Origin of the sequence: Pseudomonas sp. Pseusp97 (assembly GCF_047304025.1) — a bacterium.
In the GTDB taxonomy this organism is placed as follows: Bacteria; Pseudomonadota; Gammaproteobacteria; order Pseudomonadales; family Pseudomonadaceae; genus Pseudomonas.
In genome coordinates, this window is the sequence record NZ_JBGLYK010000006.1 from 38921 (window position 1) to 57108 (window position 18188).

Sequence of the window (18188 nt, forward strand, 5' to 3'; positions counted from 1 at the left end):
AAAAGAAAAAGGGTAGCCAAGGCTACCCTTTTCCCATTTGTCGCTAAAGCCCGAGGGCTTCGCGCCGGCTTAGCCGCCGTACTTCTTGCGAACCTGCTGGACCGTGCGCAGTTGCGCTGCGGCTTCGGCCAGGCGGGCTGCGGCGGAGCTGTAGTCGAACTCTGCACCTTTGCCTTGCAGAGCCTTCTCAGCTTCCTTCAGTGCGGTCTGGGCAGCCGCTTCGTCGAGGTCACCTGCACGAATCACGGTGTCGGCGAGAACCTTGACCATGTTCGGCTGTACTTCGAGGAAGCCACCGGAGATGTAATACACCTCCTGCTCGCCACCCTGCTTCACCAGGCGGATCGGACCCGGCTTGAGCTCGGTGATCAGCGGCGCGTGGCCCGGAGCGATACCCAGATCGCCCAGGGAGCCGTGCGCTACGACCAGCTCGACCAGACCGGAGAAGATCTCCGCTTCGGCGCTGACGATGTCGCAGTGGACAGTAATAGCCATACCCTTGCCTCACGTAAGCGCCCGTTGCCGGGCGCACGGATTACAGCTTCTTCGCTTTCTCGATGGCTTCTTCGATGCCGCCGACCATGTAGAACGCCTGCTCGGGCAGGTGATCGTAGTCGCCGTTGAGGATGCCTTTGAAGCCAGCGATGGTGTCCTTCAGGGAGACGTATTTGCCCGGCGAGCCGGTGAATACTTCAGCCACGAAGAACGGCTGGGACAGGAAGCGCTGGATCTTACGAGCACGGGCCACCAGCAGCTTGTCGGACTCGGACAGTTCGTCCATGCCGAGGATCGCGATGATGTCCTTCAGCTCCTTGTAGCGCTGCAGAACGTACTGCACGCCACGAGCGGTGTCGTAGTGATCCTGGCCGATGACCAGCGGGTCCAGCTGACGGGAAGTCGAGTCCAGCGGATCGACGGCCGGGTAGATACCCAGCGAGGCGATGTCACGGGACAGTACGACGGTGGCGTCCAGGTGGGCGAAGGTGGTCGCCGGGCTCGGGTCGGTCAGGTCGTCCGCGGGTACGTAGACGGCCTGGATCGAGGTGATCGAGCCTTTCTTGGTGGAGGTGATGCGTTCCTGCAGAACGCCCATCTCTTCGGCCAGGGTCGGCTGGTAACCTACTGCGGAAGGCATACGGCCCAGCAGTGCGGATACTTCGGTACCGGCGAGGGTGTAACGGTAGATGTTGTCGATGAACAGCAGTACGTCACGGCCTTCGTCACGGAACTTCTCGGCCATGGTCAGGCCGGTCAGTGCAACGCGCAGACGGTTGCCCGGCGGCTCGTTCATCTGGCCGTAAACCAGGGCTACCTTGTCCAGTACGCCGGAATCCTTCATCTCGTGGTAGAAGTCGTTACCCTCACGGGTACGCTCACCCACACCCGCGAACACAGAGTAACCGCTGTGCTCCATGGCGATGTTACGGATCAGTTCCATCATGTTCACGGTCTTGCCGACACCGGCGCCACCGAACAGACCGACTTTACCGCCCTTGGCGAACGGGCAGACCAGGTCGATAACCTTGATGCCGGTTTCGAGCAGGTCGTTGCCGCCAGCCTGGTCAGCGTAGGACGGAGCGTCGCGGTGAATACCCCAGCGCTCTTCCTCGCCGATGGGACCGGCTTCGTCGATCGGGTTGCCCAGCACGTCCATGATACGGCCCAGGGTCTTGGTGCCGACCGGGACGGAGATGGCTGCGCCGGTGCTTTCCACGTTCAGGCCACGCTTGAGGCCTTCGGTGGAACCCATCGCAATGGAACGAACCACGCCGTCGCCCAGCTGCTGCTGGACTTCCAGGGTGGTTTCGACGCCCTGAACTTTCAGGGCCTCGTAGATGCTCGGCACGGCATCGCGCGGGAATTCCACGTCGATCACGGCGCCGATGATTTGAACGATACGTCCGCTACTCATGTCTGGTTCCTCTGAATTTTGAACCTGTTCTTACACCGCGGCAGCGCCGCCGACGATTTCCGAGATTTCCTGGGTGATCGCCGCCTGACGTGCCTTGTTGTAGATCAGTTGCAGACCACTGATCAGATCACCGGCGTTGTCGGTAGCGTTCTTCATTGCAATCATCCGGGCCGCCTGTTCACAGGCGTTGTTCTCAACCACGGCCTGGTACACCTGGGATTCCACGTAGCGCACCAGCAGGCCGTCGAGGAGGGCCTTGGCGTCGGGTTCGTAGAGGTAGTCCCAGTGGTGCTTCAGCTCGGCATTGTCCTCGGCCACCAGGGGAATCAGCTGTTCCACGGTCGGCTTCTGGGTCATGGTGTTGACGAACTTGTTGGAAACCACGTACAGGCGATCGATACGACCTTCCAGGTAGGCATCCAGCATGACCTTGACGCTGCCGATCAGATCATTGATCGACGGCTCTTCGCCCAGGTGGCTGATAGCTGCAACCACGTTGCCGCCATAGCTCTTGAAGAAGGATGCACCCTTGGAGCCGATCACGCAGAGGTCGATCTCCGCGCCACGATCGCGCTGCCCGCTCATGTCCTTGACCAGAGCCTTGAACAGGTTGATGTTCAGGCCGCCAGCCAGGCCACGGTCGGAGCTCACCACGATGTAGCCGACGCGTTTTACTTCACGCTCGACCATGAACGGGTGACGGTATTCCGGGTTGGCGTTGGCCAGATGGCCGATCACCTGGCGAATGCGCTCCGCGTAGGGACGGCCGGCCGCCATGCGCATTTGTGCCTTGCGCATCTTGCTCACCGCCACCTTTTCCATGGCATTGGTGATTTTTTGCGTGCTTTTGATGCTCGCAATCTTGCTGCGAATCTCTTTTGCGCCTGCCATTTCACACCTATCGGTTTAGCAGGCGGGGGCCGCTAGCGACCCCCGCTGCGGCTTACCAGGTTTGGGTGGCCTTGAACTTCTCGATGCCGGCCTTGATGCCTGCGTCGATTTCGTCGTTGAAGTCACCCTTCTCGTTGATCTTCGCCAGCAGAGCGGCGTTCTCACGTTGGAAGTAGGCGATCAGCGCTTGTTCGAAGGCGCCCACCTTGGCGATCTCGACGTCCTGCAGGAAGCCACGCTCGGCGGCATACAGGGACAGCGACATCTCGGCGATGGACATCGGCGCGTATTGCTTCTGCTTCATCAGCTCGGTAACGCGCTGACCATGTTCCAGCTGCTTGCGGGTCGCGTCGTCCAGGTCCGAAGCGAACTGGGCGAAGGCCGCCAGTTCACGGTACTGGGCCAGCGCGGTACGGATACCGCCGGACAGCTTCTTGATGATCTTGGTCTGGGCCGCGCCACCGACACGGGATACCGAGATACCGGCGTTGACGGCCGGACGGATACCCGAGTTGAACATTGCGGATTCGAGGAAGATCTGACCGTCGGTGATGGAGATCACGTTGGTCGGAACGAACGCAGAAACGTCGCCAGCCTGGGTTTCGATGATCGGCAGGGCGGTCAGGGAACCGGTCTTGCCTTTCACTTCGCCGTTGGTGAACTTCTCTACATACTCTTCGGAAACGCGGGAAGCGCGCTCCAGCAGACGGCTGTGGAGATAGAACACGTCGCCCGGATAAGCTTCGCGGCCCGGCGGACGGCGCAGCAGCAGGGAGATCTGGCGGTAGGCCACGGCCTGCTTGGACAGGTCGTCGTACACGATCAGGGCGTCTTCACCGCGGTCGCGGAAGTATTCGCCCATGGTGCAGCCGGAGTACGGAGCCAGGTATTGCAGAGCGGCGGATTCCGAAGCGCTGGCAACCACCACGATGGTGTTGGCCAGGGCGCCGTTTTCTTCCAGCTTGCGAACGACGTTGGCGATGGTCGACTGCTTCTGACCGATGGCAACGTAGACGCAGCGGATGCCGCTGTTCTTCTGGTTGATGATGGCGTCGATGGCCAGAGCGGTTTTACCGATCTGACGGTCACCGATGATCAGCTCGCGCTGGCCACGGCCAACCGGGATCATGGCGTCGACCGACTTGTAACCGGTCTGAACCGGCTGGTCTACCGACTTACGCCAGATCACGCCCGGTGCCACTTTCTCGACTGCGTCGGTCAGCTTGGCATCGATCGGGCCTTTGCCATCGATCGGGTTACCCAGGGCGTCGACGACGCGACCCAGCAGTTCCGGACCAACCGGTACTTCCAGGATGCGGCCGGTGCACTTGGCGTTCATGCCTTCTTTGAGGTCCTGGTATTCACCCAGTACCACAGCACCGACGGAGTCTTGCTCCAGGTTCAGCGCCATACCGTAGACGCCGCCCGGGAATTCGATCATCTCGCCGTACATGACGTCGGCCAGACCGAAGATGCGCACGATGCCATCGGAAACACTGACGATGGTGCCTTCGTTGCGCGCTTGCGAGGCGACGTCGAGTTTCTCGATGCGCCCCTTGATGATTTCACTAATTTCGGAAGGATTGAGTTGCTGCATGCCGCTGCCCCTTCAAACTCAAGATTTCAACGCTTCGGCCAGTTTCGCGATTTTGCCGCGCACCGAGCCATCGATTACCAAGTCACCGGCGCGAATTACCACGCCGCCGATCAGGCTCGCGTCTTCCGACGCATGTAGTCGCACTTCGCGACTGAGCCGGGCGCTGAGAGCCTTGGCGAGTTTGTCCTGCTGTTCTTGGTCCAGGGCGAAGGCACTGGTGACCTCGACCTCGACCAGCTTTTCCTGCTCGGCCTTGAGTTGCTCGAACATCACGAAGATGGTCGGCAGCAGGTCGAGCCGCTTGTTTTCAGCCACAGTCCGGACGAAGTTCTGGGCCGGAGCATTGAGCTTGTCGCCACACACGTCGATCAGCGCGTCAGCCTTGGCTGCCGCGGTCAGCTGGGGCTCCTTGAGCAGCTGGCGCACGGTGTCGTCCCGCGACACTGCAGCCAGCACACCCAGAGCAGCGGACCAGTCGGCCAGTTGCTGATGAGCCTGGGCGTACTCGAAAGCCGCCTTCGCGTATGGACGAGCCAATGTGGTCAGTTCTGCCATATCGCCCTCTGCTTAGATCTCGGCGGCCAGTTGATCAACCAGCTGCTTTTGCGCGTTGGCATCGATCGAAGCACCCAGGATCTTCTCGGCGCCGGAGACGGCCAGGGCACCCACTTGGGCACGCAGGGCGTCCTTGACGCTGTTGAGTTCCTGTTCGATCTGGGCCTTGGCCTGGGCGATCATGCGATCACCTTCGGCACGGGCCTGATCACGGGCTTCGTCAACGATCTGGTTAGCGCTCTTCTTCGCCTGCTCGATGATTTCGGCTGCCTGAGCCTTGGCTTCGCGCAGTTGCTGACCCGCTTTCTCGTGGGCCAGTTCCAGGTCACGAGCCGCGCGGTTGGCAGCGTCCAGGCCGTCGGCGATCTTCTTCTGACGCTCGTGCAGAGCCGCGATGACCGGAGGCCATACGAACTTCATGCAGAACAGGACGAAGATGGCGAACGCGATGGCCTGGCCGATCAGAGTTGCATTAATGTTCACGCCAATACCTCGCTCGTTCGTTGTTCAGTCACAGATTTCCGCGCTGCGGAAATTACTGGGCAACCTGAGCAATGAACGGGTTAGCGAAGGTGAAGAACAGAGCGATACCAACGCCGATCATGGTCACGGCGTCGAGCAGGCCGGCGACGATGAACATTTTGACCTGCAGCATCGGAACCATTTCCGGCTGGCGAGCAGCGCCTTCCAGGAACTTGCCGCCCAGCAGGCCGAAGCCGATGGCGGTACCCAGAGCGCCCAGACCGATCAGCAGAGCAACGGCGATAGCAGTGAGTCCAACTACAGTTTCCATTTTTCCTCCCGACTTTTTTGTCGTGTTGGTTAAAGGTGAAGCAAGTTAAGGTGGTGAAGCTCTTCTTTCACCCCTTCCGCAAGGGAAGGGGCGTACAGAATCTTTGGATCAGTGGCTGTCTTCGTGGGCCATCGACAGGTAGACGATGGTCAGCATCATGAAGATGAAGGCCTGCAGGGTGATGATCAGGATGTGGAACACGGCCCACGCCCAGTTCAGCACGACGCCCATGCCGCCCAGCCAGAGGATGCCGGAACCGAACATCACGGCGATCAGGATGAAGATCAGCTCGCCGGCGTACATGTTGCCGAACAGACGCAGTGCCAGGGATACCGGCTTGGCGATCAGGGTCACGAACTCCAGCAGGAAGTTCACAGGGATCAGGATGATCTGAACCACCATGTTGCTGCTGTGGAACGGGTGCAGGGTCAGTTCGCCGAGGAAGCCGCCGATGCCCTTGACCTTGATGCTGTAGAAGATGATCAGCGCGAACACCGCGATCGACATGCCGAAGGTGGCATTCGGGTCGGTGGTGGCCACGGCGCGGAAGAACAGGTGCTCGTTGCCGGTGACCGCCTGCGCCGCGAGCGGCAGGAAGTCCACGGGCACCAGGTCGATCAGGTTCATCAGGAAGATCCAGACGAACACGGTCAGCGCCAGCGGTGCGATGAGCGGGTTACGGCCGTGGAAGGTGTCCTTCACGCTGCCGTCGACGAACTCCACGAGAACTTCGACGAAGTTCTGCAGGCCGCCGGGTTGACCGCTGGTGGCCTTCTTGGCTGCCATGCGGAAGATCAGGATGAACACCAGGCCGAGGAATACGGACCAGCCCAGGGTATCAACGTGGAATGCCCAGAAGCCCATTTCCTTGGCTTGTTCGGCGGTGTGGGCGAACCCCCAGGAACCATCCGGCAGACGACCCAGAGTCAGGTTCTGCAAGTGGTGCTGGATGTAACCCGAAGCGCTTTCTGCTGCCATGTTTGCCTCAATCGCTCTAAGGTCTTGTAAATGTGTTTCGCATCAGCAGGGGTGCAAACCAGCTGACCGCGAGGGTCAGCAGGTAGAGGCCGAACAGCGCCAGGGGCGCCAGGGGCTTCACACCTGCGAACGCCAGTGCGAAGAGCACTGCCGTCAGTATCAGTTTTCCCGCCTCACCGGCATAAAAGGACCGGACTATCAGCTGGGCAGAACGCGCGCCGCTGTAGCGGAACGCCTTGCGAGCAAAGTACAGATTCGGCAACCACGCAATCAGGCCCCCGAGCAATCCGGAATAGCCTGCGACCGATCCCCGTGCAAACCACAGGGCTGCTGCACCGATAAGCAGCACCACCAGTTGGACGAGCAACAGGCGAAATGCCGGTTGGCGATGGAAGGGCAAACGATGGGGCTTGCGGGGTTCCATCTCTGGCTCAAAGTCCTCTGGTGTCGGCTTCACAAATCAATAACTTGGCATACTTTGTGCCGACAAAATTGCGCGCAGAGTATAGGGGGCGCCGCATACCCGTTCAACCGTCAGGTAGTGATTTCCGACGACCCCCTACATAGCCTTTCGTATCAGCGTATGTGGGCCAGGACGCCCTGCAGTTCATCCAGGGAGTTGTAGCGGATCACCAACTGGCCCTTGCCCTTCTGGCCATGCCGAATCTGCACGGGAGCGCCCAGGCGCTCGGCCAGGCGCTGTTCGAGGCGGCTGATGTCGGGGTCGGTCCTGACCGCTTTGACAGTTTCCTCGGGAGCATTGAGCCACTGGCGTACCAGTGCTTCGGTCTGACGCACCGTGAAGCCGCGTGCGACAACATGTCGCGCACCTTCAACCTGCCGATTCTCGGGCAATCCGAGCAGGGCGCGGGCATGGCCCATTTCCAGGTCGCCATGCGAGAGCAGGGTCTTGATCTCTTCGGGCAGGGCGATCAGGCGCAGCAGGTTGGCCACGGTCACCCGGGATTTGCCCACGGCGTCGGCGACCTGCTGCTGGGTCAGCTGGAATTCCTGCTGCAGGCGCTGCAGGGCGGCGGCTTCTTCGATGGGGTTGAGGTCCTCGCGCTGGATGTTCTCGATCAGCGCCATGGCGATGGCGGCTTCGTCCGGTACTTCGCGGACCATGGCCGGGATCTTTTCCAGGCCGGCCTGCTGACTGGCGCGCCAGCGACGCTCGCCGGCGATGATCTCGTAGCGGCCCTTGTCGATCGGGCGCACCACGATCGGCTGCATCACACCCTGGGCCTTGATCGACTGGGCGAGTTCTTCCAGGGCCTGCGGGTCCATGTCGCGACGGGGCTGGTACTTGCCGCGCTGGATCAGGTCCAGCGGCAGGTGTTGCAGCTCCTTGCTGTCCACCTGAACGGCTTCTTCCTGCAGCGTAGCGGCGCTGGAGCCACTGAGCAGGGCGTCCAGCCCGCGTCCGAGACCTCGTTTCTTGGCGGCCATGCGGGTTCCTTAATCTCTTAGGCGGGGGCGGTGGTGCGGGCGGCGCGCTGACGGCGCACCAGCTCGCCGGCCAGCGCCAGGTAGGCGAGGGCACCGCGCGATTGCTTGTCGTAGACCAGCGCCGGCATGCCGAAGCTGGGTGCCTCGGCCAATCGCACGTTGCGCGGGATCACGGTGGTGTAGAGCTTGTCGCCGAAGTGTTCCTGCAGCTGCGCACTGACGTCGTTGGTCAGGCTGATGCGCGGGTCGTACATGGTACGCAGCAGGCCCTCGATCTTCAGCGCCGGATTGAGCCGCTCGGCGATGCGCTGGATGCTGTTCATCAGGTCGGTCAGGCCTTCGAGTGCGTAGTACTCGCACTGCATCGGGATGATCACGCCGTCCGAGGCGGACAAGGCGTTGACCGTCAGCATCGACAGCGACGGCGGGCAGTCAATGAGGATGAAGTCGTAGTTCTCGCGGATCGGCGCCAGCGCGTGGCGCAGGCGGTGTTCCTTCATGTCCATCTCCAGCAGTACCACTTCCGCCGCGGTGAGATCGCGGTTGGCGGGCAGCAGCTGGTAGCCGCCGTGCTCGGAGAACTGCATGGCCTGGGCCAGGTCGCATTCGCCGGTGAGCACGTCGTAGACGGAATGATCCAGGGACAACTTATCCACACCGCTGCCGGTGGTGGCGTTGCCCTGTGGATCGAGATCGATCAGCAGCACGCGGCGCTTGGTGGCGACCAGCGATGCCGCGAGGTTGATACAGGTCGTGGTCTTGCCGACGCCGCCCTTCTGGTTGGCGATCGCGAATACCTTAGCCATGGTTTTCCCCACTCCCCGTCATGCAGTGCGGCGCAGTATCAGCAGATGGCGCTGGCCTTGGCAACCCGGCACCGCCAGAGCGCGTTCGGCTTCGACGCGGAAATCTTCCGGAAGTGCCGCGAGCTCGTCGCTGGGGTGTACGCCTTTCATGGCCAGCCAGTTGGTCCGGGCATCGCCCAGGTGACGCGTCCAGTTGGTGAAGTCTTCGAGGCTGCTGAAAGCCCGGGAGACGATGCCGTTGAACGGCAGCTGGGGCTGGAAGGCTTCCACACGGCTGTGGATAACCTGCAGGTTGTCCAGCTTGAGCTCCAGCTTCACCTGGGTGAGGAAGCGGGTCTTCTTGCCGTTGCTGTCCAGCAGGGTCAGCGACTTGCCGGGGAACAGGATGGCCAGCGGGATGCCGGGCATGCCGCCGCCGCTCCCCACGTCCAGCCAGCGCTCGCCGCCCGCGGCTTCGAACTGCGGGACGATGCTCAGGCTGTCGAGCAGGTGGCGCGAGACCATTTCATCCACATCGCGCACGGCGGTGAGGTTGTAGGCCTTGTTCCACTTGGCCAGCAGGGCCAGGTAGTCCAGCAGGCGCTGCTGGGTTGCGGCGTCGATATCCAGGTCGAGCGTCTGGATGCCGCGCGCGAGTTCTTCGGCGTGGCGGGCAGTGACCAGGGACATCAGGCGCTCTGCTCCAGCTGACGACCGGACGAGCGCTTCTTCAGATGGATCAGCAACAGGGAGATCGCCGCCGGCGTAACGCCGGGGATGCGGCCGGCCTGTCCGAGGGTTTCCGGACGGGCATTGCCGAGCTTGAGCTGGATCTCCTTGGACAGCCCGGAGATGGACTGGTAGTCGATATCCACAGGCAGGCGGGTGTCTTCGCTGGCACGCAGGCGCGCGATCTCTTCCTGCTGGCGATCGATGTAGCCGGCGTACTTGGTACGGATTTCCACCTGTTCGGCGACCTGTGGGTCCTGCGCGCCGGCGCCAGTCACTTCGGCGAGGCTGGCGTAGTCGATTTCCGGACGGGCCAGCAGGTTCAGCAGGTTGTACTCGTGGGCCAGCGGCGTGCCGAAGCGCTCGGCGATCGCATCGCCCTGCGGCGTGTTGGGGCGAACCCAGGTGCTCTTCAGGCGCTGTTCTTCCTGCTCGATGCCTTCGCGCTTGGCTTCGAAGACTGCCCAGCGCTCGTCGTCGATCAGGCCCAGTTCGCGGCCTTTCTCGGTCAGGCGCAGGTCGGCGTTGTCCTCGCGCAGGATCAGTCGGTATTCGGCGCGCGAGGTGAACATGCGGTACGGCTCCTGGGTGCCGAGGGTGATCAGGTCGTCGACCAGCACGCCGATGTAGGCCTCGTCGCGACGCGGGCACCAGCTTTCACGGCCCTGCGAACGCAGCGCGGCGTTGGCGCCGGCGAGCAGCCCCTGGGCACCGGCTTCTTCGTAACCGGTGGTGCCGTTGATCTGGCCGGCGAAGAACAGGCCGCCGATGACCTTGGTCTCCAGGCTGTACTTCAGGTCGCGCGGATCGAAGTAGTCGTACTCGATGGCGTAGCCGGGGCGAACGATGTGGGCGTTCTCCATGCCGCGGATGGAACGCACGATATCCAGTTGCACATCGAAGGGCAGCGAGGTGGAGATGCCGTTCGGGTAAAGCTCATGGGTGGTCAGGCCTTCCGGCTCCAGGAAGACCTGATGGCTGTCCTTGTCGGCGAAGCGATGGATCTTGTCCTCGATCGACGGGCAATAGCGCGGGCCGACGCCTTCGATGACCCCGGAATACATGGGCGAGCGATCGAGGTTGGACGCGATGATCTCGTGGGTCCGCGAATTGGTATGGGTGATCCAGCAGCTGACCTGGCGCGGATGCATTTCCCTGGAGCCCAGGAAGGACATCACCGGGATCGGCGTATCGCCGGGCTGCTCGGTCATCACGCTGAAATCGACACTGCGTCCATCGATGCGCGGCGGCGTCCCGGTCTTCAGCCGGCCAACCCGCAGCGGCAGCTCGCGCAGGCGGCGCGCCAGGGCGATCGAAGGCGGATCGCCCGCCCGGCCACCGGAGTAGTTCTCCAGGCCGATGTGGATAAGTCCACCGAGGAAGGTGCCCGCGGTGAGGACGACGTTATCTGCGTGGAATTTCAGACCCATCTGAGTCACCACGCCGCGCACCTGATCCTGTTCGACGATCAGGTCATCGCAGGCCTGCTGGAATATCCACAGGTTCGGCTGGTTCTCCAGGATCTCGCGTACGGCAGCCTTGTAGAGCACACGGTCGGCCTGGGCCCGGGTCGCACGGACTGCCGGACCTTTGCGGCTGTTCAACACGCGGAACTGAATGCCGCCCTTATCGGTGGCCAGTGCCATGGCACCGCCCAGCGCATCGATTTCCTTTACCAGATGGCTTTTGCCGATCCCACCGATGGCGGGGTTGCAGCTCATCTGGCCAAGGGTTTCCACATTGTGGGTGAGCAGCAGCGTCTTCACGCCCATGCGTGCAGCCGCTAGTGCGGCCTCTGTGCCGGCATGGCCGCCGCCGATCACGATCACGTCAAAACGGGAAGGGAAATCCACCACGCACCTCGTGCCTGTTGATCAAGGAGAAAGAAGAGAGCCGGACAGTATAGGGGGTTAGGGCTTTCGATTGAAGGCACCTGAACAAAAAATAGCCAATGGACGCTATTCGCCTCTATAGAAAATAAAAGAGAGGAATCTTTTTAAATCTTTTTAGAGCTTGTGTTTATGTATGGTGAAGCCGTTTTCTGTGGATAAGCATCTGTAGGCCAGGTACAGCGATGGTTACAGCGACTGATAACCCTGTGTCGATGCTGTACGGTTGCGGGGGATCTCCCGTGTCCAGCCTGTGGATTAACTGCGTTGTTATCAACAGGCGGGTTTACCCACAGGGTCAGGCAGGGTTTGTTAACCTATCTGTACGCGAATTTTCCACAAGGTTCACGGAGCCCTGTGGAATTTGCATTTTCCGCCCTGTAAGCCCCATATACAGGGCGTCTCTACGAATTACCGGCTGTGGATAGTTGCCCGTGCGAAAAGCATCGGGCAGGGGGAGGCGCGGTGACGAGACGGGCCCGTCACCGGTCGGGGAAAGCAGCGTTGTGGATTACTTGCCGATGCAGAAGCTGGAGAAGATGCGTCCCAACAGGTCGTCCGGCGTGAAGGCACCGGTAATCTCGCCCAGCGCCTGCTGTGCTTGACGCAGGTCCTCGGCCAGCAGCTCGCCTGCGCCGCTCAGGGTGAGCTGGGCGCGACCGTGCTCGAGGCTGTCTCCAGCCAGGCGCAAGGCCTCCAGGTGGCGGCGGCGCGCGCTGAAGCTGTTCTCGGCGGTCTGCTCGAAGCCCATGCAGGCTTTGAGATGCTCGCGCAGCAGGTCCAGGCCGTTGCCGGAACGGGCGGAGAGGGTAATGGTGACGTGACCGTCAGCGCTCTGTTCGAGCCCGATGCTCTCTGTGGATAAATCCGCCTTGTTACGGATCAGGGTGACGTGCGCCGGGTCGGGGCGGCTGTCGAGGAATTCCGGCCACAAGGCAAAGGGATCGCTGGCCTCAGGCGCGGTGCAGTCGACCACCAGAAGGACGCGATCCGCCTCGTTGATGGCCTTCAGGGCGCGTTCCACGCCGATCTTTTCCACATGGTCATCGGTACTGCGCAGGCCCGCAGTGTCGATGATGTGCAGCGGCATGCCGTCGATGTGGATATGTTCGCGCAGTACGTCGCGAGTGGTGCCGGCGATATCGGTGACGATGGCCGCTTCGCGCCCTGCCAGGGCATTCAGCAGGCTGGATTTGCCGGCATTGGGGCGTCCGGCGATCACCACCGTCATGCCGTCGCGCAGCAGCGCGCCCTGGCCTGCCTCGCGCAGCACCGAAGCCAGTTCGGCGCGCACCGCGTCCAGTTGCGAGAGGACATGGCCGTCGGCAAGGAAGTCGATTTCTTCTTCCGGGAAGTCGATGGCGGCTTCTACGTACATGCGCAGGCCGATCAGCTGGTCGGTCAGGCTGTGTACGCGACGGGAGAACTCGCCCTGCAGCGAGCGCACGGCGTTGCGCGCCGCCTGCGCGGAGCTTGCCTCGATGAGGTCGGCAATGGCTTCGGCCTGCGCCAGGTCGAGCTTGTCGTTGAGGAAGGCGCGCTCGCTGAACTCGCCGGGGCGGGCCTGGCGCGCTCCCAGCTCCAGGCAGCGCTGCAGCAGCATGTCCATTACTACCGGACCGCCGTGCCCCTGCAGTTCCAGCACATCTTCGCCGGTGAAGGAGTTCGGGCCGGGGAAATACAGCAACAGTCCTTCGTCGATGACCTCGCCGTCATCGGCGTGGAACGGCCCGTAGTGGGCGTAGCGCGGTTGGGGCTCGCGGCCGCTGAGGATGATGGCCATGGCGCGGGCGCGGGGACCGGAGACGCGGACGATGCCCACCCCGCCACGGCCCTGGGCGGTGGCGACGGCGGCGATGGTTTCACGGGCTGCATTCATGTCGGCGGTCTCGCGATGGTTGCCGTGGCTGGCGGCAAGGCAAGGTTATCCACATAGCAAAACGCCCCACGAGGGGGCGTCTTGTCGATCTTTGTCGGGCGGCGACGTCAGGCGGAAGCCTTCTTCGCGGCACCTTCGATCCGACGGGTAATGTACCACTGCTGTGCGATGGACAGGCAGTTGTTCACAACCCAGTACAGGACCAGACCAGCCGGGAACCACAGGAAGAAGAAGGTGAAGATGATCGGCATCAGCTTCATCACCTTGGCCTGCATGGGGTCCGGCGGCGTCGGGTTGAGCATCTGCTGGACCAGCATGGTGGCGCCCATGATGATCGGCAGGATGAAGAACGGATCCTTCACCGAGAGGTCGACGATCCAGCCCAGCCAAGGCGCCTGGCGCATCTCGACGCTTTCCAGCAGTACCCAGTACAGGGAAAGGAAGACCGGCATCTGCACCAGGATCGGCAGGCAGCCGCCCAGCGGATTGATCTTCTCCTTCTTGTACAGCTCCATCATCGCCTGGGACATCTTCTGGCGATCGTCGCCATGCTGTTCCTTGAGCGCCTGCAGCTTCGGCGACACGGCGCGCATGCGGGCCATGGAGCGGTAGCTGGCAGCGGACAGCGGGAAGAAGGCCAGTTTGATGACGATGGTCAGGAAGATGATCGACCAGCCCCAGTTACCCACCAGGTTGTGGATATGTTGCAGCAGCCAGAAGATCGGCTGGGCGATGAACCACAGCGGACCGTAGTCGACGGTGAGTTCCAGGCCCGGGGACAGTTCCTTCAGGTACGCCTGCAGTTTCGGGCCGGCATACAGGGTCATGCTGGTTTCGCCCTTGGCACCCGGCGCGACGGTCAGGTTGGGACCGGTATAGCCGACGATGTAGTTGCCCTGGGCGTCCTTGCGGGTCATCACGCTGTGGGTATCGCCCTTGGCGGGAACCCAGGCGGTGACGAAGTAGTGCTGCAGCCAGGCTACCCAGCCACCCTGGACGGTTTCCTTGAACTGCTCCTTGTCCATGTCCTTCATGGACACTTTCACGTAGGGCTTTTCAGGGGTCCAGACCGCGGCACCGAGGTAGGTCGATACGCCGGTAGCGGTGGTGGAGGACGGGTCGACACTGGCGTCACGCTTGAGCTGGGCGAACAGCGAGGCGTTCCACGGTTTGTCGCTCTGGTTGTCGATCAGGTAGGTCACGCCGACCTGATAGGCGTTGGGATTGATGCACTCGAGCTTCTTCTGCGCCTTTTCCTTCTCGGTGCAATCGTTCTTCAGACCGCGGTGGAAGGTGAAGCGCTTGATGTAGCTCACGCCGTCCTGTGCATAAGTCAGGTCGACGACCATCTGGTCCTGGCCGTCGGCCAGTTCGTAGACGGGTTTGGCCGAGGCGTAGAGCGGGCGGCCGCTGGCGGCGGCATCCGGGCCGTTGGCGCCGGTCAGGCCGCTCTGGGCCAGGTAGGTGCGCTGGTTGTCACGCTCGAACAGCGGGAACGGCACGTCCGGGCGATCCTGGCGCAGCGGGTACTGGGTCAGGCCGAGCTTGATCACGTCGCCGCCGCGCGGGTCGATGGTCAGGTCCAGGACATCGGTCTTCACGCGGATCAGCTGTTCGCTGGCCGCCACCGGCTTCTGCTCGTTGGGCAGGCTGGCCTGGGCGTTCTGCGTGGTGGGTACGTCGGCATTGGCCGCGTTGCCGGCAGGCACGGAAGTGTCCGGCAGGCCTTCAGTCTGGTTGAAGGTCGCGGTCTGCGCCGGCAGTTCGGGCTGGCCGTAGTCCTTGTTCCACTGGAGAACCAGCGCATAGGACACGATTGCCAGGGCGACGAATAGGATTGAACGTTTGATGTCCATGGTTACTCGGCCGTCGAGGAAGGGGCGGGCTTGGATGGATCTGGCGGTACCGGATCGTAACCACCGGGATGCCAGGGGTGGCAGCGGCCGAGGCGACGAGCGGCCAGCCAGCCACCACGCAGGAAGCCATGGGTTTCAATGGCCTCCTGCGCGTAGCAGGAACAGCTGGGGTAGAAACGACAGTGCCTGCCCATCATGGGACTGATGGCGTAGCGGTAAAACTGGATCAGTAACAGCGCCAGTCTACGCATGGGAACTGTCGGCCACTCCCGGAGATTCTGTCGAAGGTCCCGGGCTGGGCCGATTGCGCAACAGGCGTTTCCAGAGCTTGCCGAACTGCTGGTGCAGCTCTTCATTCTCCAGATCGCCGAGGCCCTTGCGCGCGATCACCACGACATCCAGGCCAGCCAGCTTCTGCTGGTTATGCCGGAAGGATTCACGGAGAAGGCGTTTGAGGCGGTTGCGCTCGACGGCGAGCTTGACGTTCTTCTTGCCGATCACCAGACCCAGACGGGGATGATCGAGACCGTTTTCGCGCGCCAGCAGCAGGATGTGCTTGCCGGGAACCTTGGAGGTGGGGGAGTCGAAGACTGCTGTGAATTGCCGGGCTGTCAGAAGACGTTTATCCCGGCTGAAATCCCGACTCACCACCTGTGTCAGACAAATCAGACGGTCAGACGCTTACGGCCCTTGGCGCGACGACGCGACAGAACCTGACGACCGTTCTTGGTGGCCATGCGAGCGCGGAAACCGTGGACGCGAGCGCGCTTGAGGGTGCTGGGTTGGAAAGTACGTTTCATGATTCGGTACCTGGGCTTGACGACATGAGGTCGTAGTGACCCCGTTTAAAGAGACCGGCGATTCTAGTGAAATCGGGCGGTCAGGTCAATTTCCAACCAACCCCGGATACAAAATCTATAGAAAGGGAGGAAATCTCTTTTTTTAAAGATTGAAGCGATGATTATGTTTATGCAGGCCTCTGGCTGTGCATAACTCGACCGGGGCCTTTGAATAAGCGATATCGGGGAAATGATAACTCTGTCGGGAAGCGGTGCGTTGCTTGTGCGGGGCCGGTTGGAAAGCTGGGCATGGAATGCCGATTTTTCCACAAGGATTTTTTCCACAGAACGATCACCAGAGTCTTCCCCTGCCCCATCAAGCTGTTATCCACAAGGTTCGAGGCGCCATTACCCGACCGCCGGTAAAATCATTAACACCTTGATTTTGCTTGCATCCCGGCGCGCTTAACTGTGGATAAGTTGGTCCGGCGAGGCTACAATAGCGGCCTGTTTCGCTTTGCGACTTCTTTTGGGGGATATCCGTGTCCGTGGAACTTTGGCAGCAGTGCGTGGAGCTTCTGCGCGACGAGTTGCCGTCCCAGCAATTCAACACCTGGATCCGACCTCTGCAGGTCGAGGCCGAGGGTGAGGAGTTGCGCGTCTATGCACCCAACCGCTTCGTACTCGACTGGGTCAACGAGAAGTACATGGGCCGCCTGCTCGAACTGCTGGGCGAGCGCGGCAATGGACAGATCCCGGCGATCTCGCTGTTGATCGGCAGCCGCCGCAGCCGTACGCCGCGCCCTGCCCTGGTACCGACGCCTCAGGTCGCCGTTCAGCCGGTAGCGCAGCCCGTGGTTGCGCCCGCGCCCGTCGTTTCTGCGCCGGTGGCTCTGGCGGTCGCCGAACCTCAACCGGTTCAGGTGGCGCCGGTACAGACGCTGGCGGATCTGGACGAGTCCAGTCCGGGCATCGACCCGCTCGCGGCTGCCATGCCGGCCGCTGCCGTGCGTACCGAACGCAACGTGCAGGTAGAAGGTGCGCTCAAGCACACCAGCTACCTCAACCGCACCTTCACCTTCGAGAACTTCGTCGAAGGCAAATCCAACCAGTTGGCGCGCGCGGCGGCCTGGCAGGTGGCGGACAACCTCAAGCATGGTTACAACCCGCTCTTCCTTTATGGTGGCGTCGGCCTGGGCAAGACCCACCTGATGCACGCTGTGGGTAACCATCTGTTGAAGAAGAACCCCAATGCCAAGGTCGTGTACCTTCATTCGGAGCGTTTCGTCGCGGATATGGTGAAGGCGTTGCAGCTCAATGCCATCAACGAGTTCAAGCGCTTCTACCGTTCGGTGGACGCACTGCTGATCGACGACATCCAGTTCTTTGCCCGCAAGGAACGTTCCCAGGAAGAGTTCTTCCATACCTTCAACGCCCTTCTCGAAGGCGGCCAGCAGGTCATCCTGACCAGCGACCGCTACCCGAAGGAAATCGAAGGCCTGGAGGAGCGACTGAAGTCGCGCTTCGGCTGGGGCCTGACGGTGGCCGTGGAGCCGCCGGAGCTGGAAACCCGCGTGGCGATCCTGATGAAGAAGGCCGAGCAGGCCAAGGTCGAGCTGCCGCACGACGCTGCTTTCTTCATCGCCCAACGCATCCGCTCCAACGTGCGCGAGCTGGAAGGTGCGCTCAAGCGCGTGATCGCCCACTCCCACTTCATGGGCCGGCCGATCACCATCGAGCTGATCCGCGAGTCGCTGAAGGACCTGCTGGCCCTGCAGGACAAGCTCGTCAGCATCGACAACATCCAGCGCACCGTCGCCGAGTACTACAAGATCAAGATCGCCGACCTGCTTTCCAAGCGCCGTTCGCGCTCGGTGGCACGTCCGCGTCAGGTTGCCATGGCACTCTCCAAGGAACTGACCAACCACAGCCTGCCGGAGATCGGCGTGGCCTTCGGCGGTCGGGATCACACCACGGTGCTGCATGCCTGTCGTAAGATCGCTCAACTCAAGGAATCCGACGCGGATATCCGCGAGGACTACAAGAACCTGCTGCGTACTCTGACCACCTGACGCAGCCTCACGAGGCAAGGGACT

The 18188-nt window shown here is 61.9% G+C and carries 19 protein-coding genes; 1 reads left to right on the forward strand and 18 read right to left on the reverse strand.

Annotation, left to right across the window (positions count from 1 at the left end; all coding sequences use genetic code 11):
- Nucleotides 1-69 precede the first annotated feature (69 nt).
- The 18 genes from ACCC94_RS02525 to rpmH all read right to left on the reverse strand — a co-directional run bounded on the left by ACCC94_RS02525 (nucleotide 70) and on the right by rpmH (nucleotide 16113).
- Nucleotides 70-495 carry a F0F1 ATP synthase subunit epsilon gene (locus tag ACCC94_RS02525; protein ID WP_017518837.1) on the reverse strand — a complete coding sequence of 142 codons (426 nt, stop codon included), beginning with the start codon at nucleotides 493-495 and terminating at the stop codon, nucleotides 70-72.
- A gap of 40 nt (nucleotides 496-535) precedes the next feature.
- On the reverse strand, nucleotides 536-1912 hold the full coding sequence (gene atpD, locus ACCC94_RS02530; protein WP_045213787.1) for a F0F1 ATP synthase subunit beta: 1377 nt from the start codon (nucleotides 1910-1912) through the stop codon (nucleotides 536-538).
- Between the two features lie 30 nt (nucleotides 1913-1942).
- Nucleotides 1943-2803 (reverse strand): F0F1 ATP synthase subunit gamma, encoded by an 861-nt coding sequence (atpG, locus tag ACCC94_RS02535; RefSeq protein WP_017518839.1) that lies wholly within the window; start codon nucleotides 2801-2803, stop codon nucleotides 1943-1945.
- A 52-nt stretch (nucleotides 2804-2855) separates the two neighbouring features.
- Nucleotides 2856-4400 (reverse strand): F0F1 ATP synthase subunit alpha, encoded by a 1545-nt coding sequence (gene atpA / locus ACCC94_RS02540; RefSeq protein WP_017518840.1) that lies wholly within the window; start codon nucleotides 4398-4400, stop codon nucleotides 2856-2858.
- Between the two features lie 18 nt (nucleotides 4401-4418).
- Nucleotides 4419-4955: a F0F1 ATP synthase subunit delta gene (locus ACCC94_RS02545; protein WP_017518841.1), complete on the reverse strand. Its 537-nt coding sequence runs from the start codon at nucleotides 4953-4955 to the stop codon at nucleotides 4419-4421.
- A 12-nt stretch (nucleotides 4956-4967) separates the two neighbouring features.
- Nucleotides 4968-5438: a F0F1 ATP synthase subunit B gene (locus tag ACCC94_RS02550; RefSeq protein WP_017518842.1), complete on the reverse strand. Its 471-nt coding sequence runs from the start codon at nucleotides 5436-5438 to the stop codon at nucleotides 4968-4970.
- Between the two features lie 52 nt (nucleotides 5439-5490).
- The gene (atpE, locus tag ACCC94_RS02555; protein WP_003457994.1) at nucleotides 5491-5748 is read right to left on the reverse strand and encodes a F0F1 ATP synthase subunit C; all 258 of its coding nucleotides are present in this window, start codon (nucleotides 5746-5748) and stop codon (nucleotides 5491-5493) included.
- Nucleotides 5749-5856: 108 nt separating this feature from the next.
- The gene (atpB, locus tag ACCC94_RS02560) at nucleotides 5857-6726 is read right to left on the reverse strand and encodes a F0F1 ATP synthase subunit A (protein ID WP_017518843.1); all 870 of its coding nucleotides are present in this window, start codon (nucleotides 6724-6726) and stop codon (nucleotides 5857-5859) included.
- Between the two features lie 16 nt (nucleotides 6727-6742).
- Nucleotides 6743-7150: a F0F1 ATP synthase subunit I gene (locus ACCC94_RS02565; protein ID WP_413347893.1), complete on the reverse strand. Its 408-nt coding sequence runs from the start codon at nucleotides 7148-7150 to the stop codon at nucleotides 6743-6745.
- A gap of 152 nt (nucleotides 7151-7302) precedes the next feature.
- Nucleotides 7303-8175: a ParB/RepB/Spo0J family partition protein gene (locus ACCC94_RS02570; protein ID WP_413347894.1), complete on the reverse strand. Its 873-nt coding sequence runs from the start codon at nucleotides 8173-8175 to the stop codon at nucleotides 7303-7305.
- 17 nt (nucleotides 8176-8192) lie between these two features.
- Entirely contained in the window at nucleotides 8193-8981 is a 789-nt protein-coding gene (locus ACCC94_RS02575; protein WP_413347895.1) for a ParA family protein, read from the reverse strand.
- Nucleotides 8982-8999: 18 nt separating this feature from the next.
- Nucleotides 9000-9650: a 16S rRNA (guanine(527)-N(7))-methyltransferase RsmG gene (gene rsmG, locus ACCC94_RS02580; RefSeq protein WP_413347896.1), complete on the reverse strand. Its 651-nt coding sequence runs from the start codon at nucleotides 9648-9650 to the stop codon at nucleotides 9000-9002.
- Nucleotides 9650-11542 (reverse strand): tRNA uridine-5-carboxymethylaminomethyl(34) synthesis enzyme MnmG, encoded by a 1893-nt coding sequence (gene mnmG / locus ACCC94_RS02585; RefSeq protein ID WP_413347897.1) that lies wholly within the window; start codon nucleotides 11540-11542, stop codon nucleotides 9650-9652. The genes rsmG and mnmG overlap by 1 nt, the downstream gene beginning before the upstream one ends.
- A 547-nt stretch (nucleotides 11543-12089) precedes the next feature.
- Nucleotides 12090-13457, reverse strand: a complete 1368-nt coding sequence (gene mnmE, locus ACCC94_RS02590; RefSeq protein ID WP_413347898.1) for a tRNA uridine-5-carboxymethylaminomethyl(34) synthesis GTPase MnmE — start codon at nucleotides 13455-13457, stop codon at nucleotides 12090-12092.
- Between the two features lie 107 nt (nucleotides 13458-13564).
- Entirely contained in the window at nucleotides 13565-15313 is a 1749-nt protein-coding gene (gene yidC, locus ACCC94_RS02595) for a membrane protein insertase YidC (RefSeq protein ID WP_413347899.1), read from the reverse strand.
- A gap of 2 nt (nucleotides 15314-15315) precedes the next feature.
- The gene (gene yidD, locus ACCC94_RS02600) at nucleotides 15316-15564 is read right to left on the reverse strand and encodes a membrane protein insertion efficiency factor YidD (protein ID WP_015479779.1); all 249 of its coding nucleotides are present in this window, start codon (nucleotides 15562-15564) and stop codon (nucleotides 15316-15318) included.
- On the reverse strand, nucleotides 15557-15964 hold the full coding sequence (gene rnpA, locus ACCC94_RS02605; protein WP_413347900.1) for a ribonuclease P protein component: 408 nt from the start codon (nucleotides 15962-15964) through the stop codon (nucleotides 15557-15559). The genes yidD and rnpA overlap by 8 nt, the downstream gene beginning before the upstream one ends.
- Nucleotides 15965-15978: 14 nt before the next feature.
- Entirely contained in the window at nucleotides 15979-16113 is a 135-nt protein-coding gene (gene rpmH / locus ACCC94_RS02610) for a 50S ribosomal protein L34 (protein ID WP_003100258.1), read from the reverse strand.
- Nucleotides 16114-16634: 521 nt separating this feature from the next.
- Here rpmH and dnaA point away from each other — a divergent pair.
- The gene (dnaA, locus tag ACCC94_RS02615) at nucleotides 16635-18164 is read left to right on the forward strand and encodes a chromosomal replication initiator protein DnaA (protein WP_413347901.1); all 1530 of its coding nucleotides are present in this window, start codon (nucleotides 16635-16637) and stop codon (nucleotides 18162-18164) included.
- The last annotated feature ends 24 nt before the right edge of the window (nucleotides 18165-18188 follow it).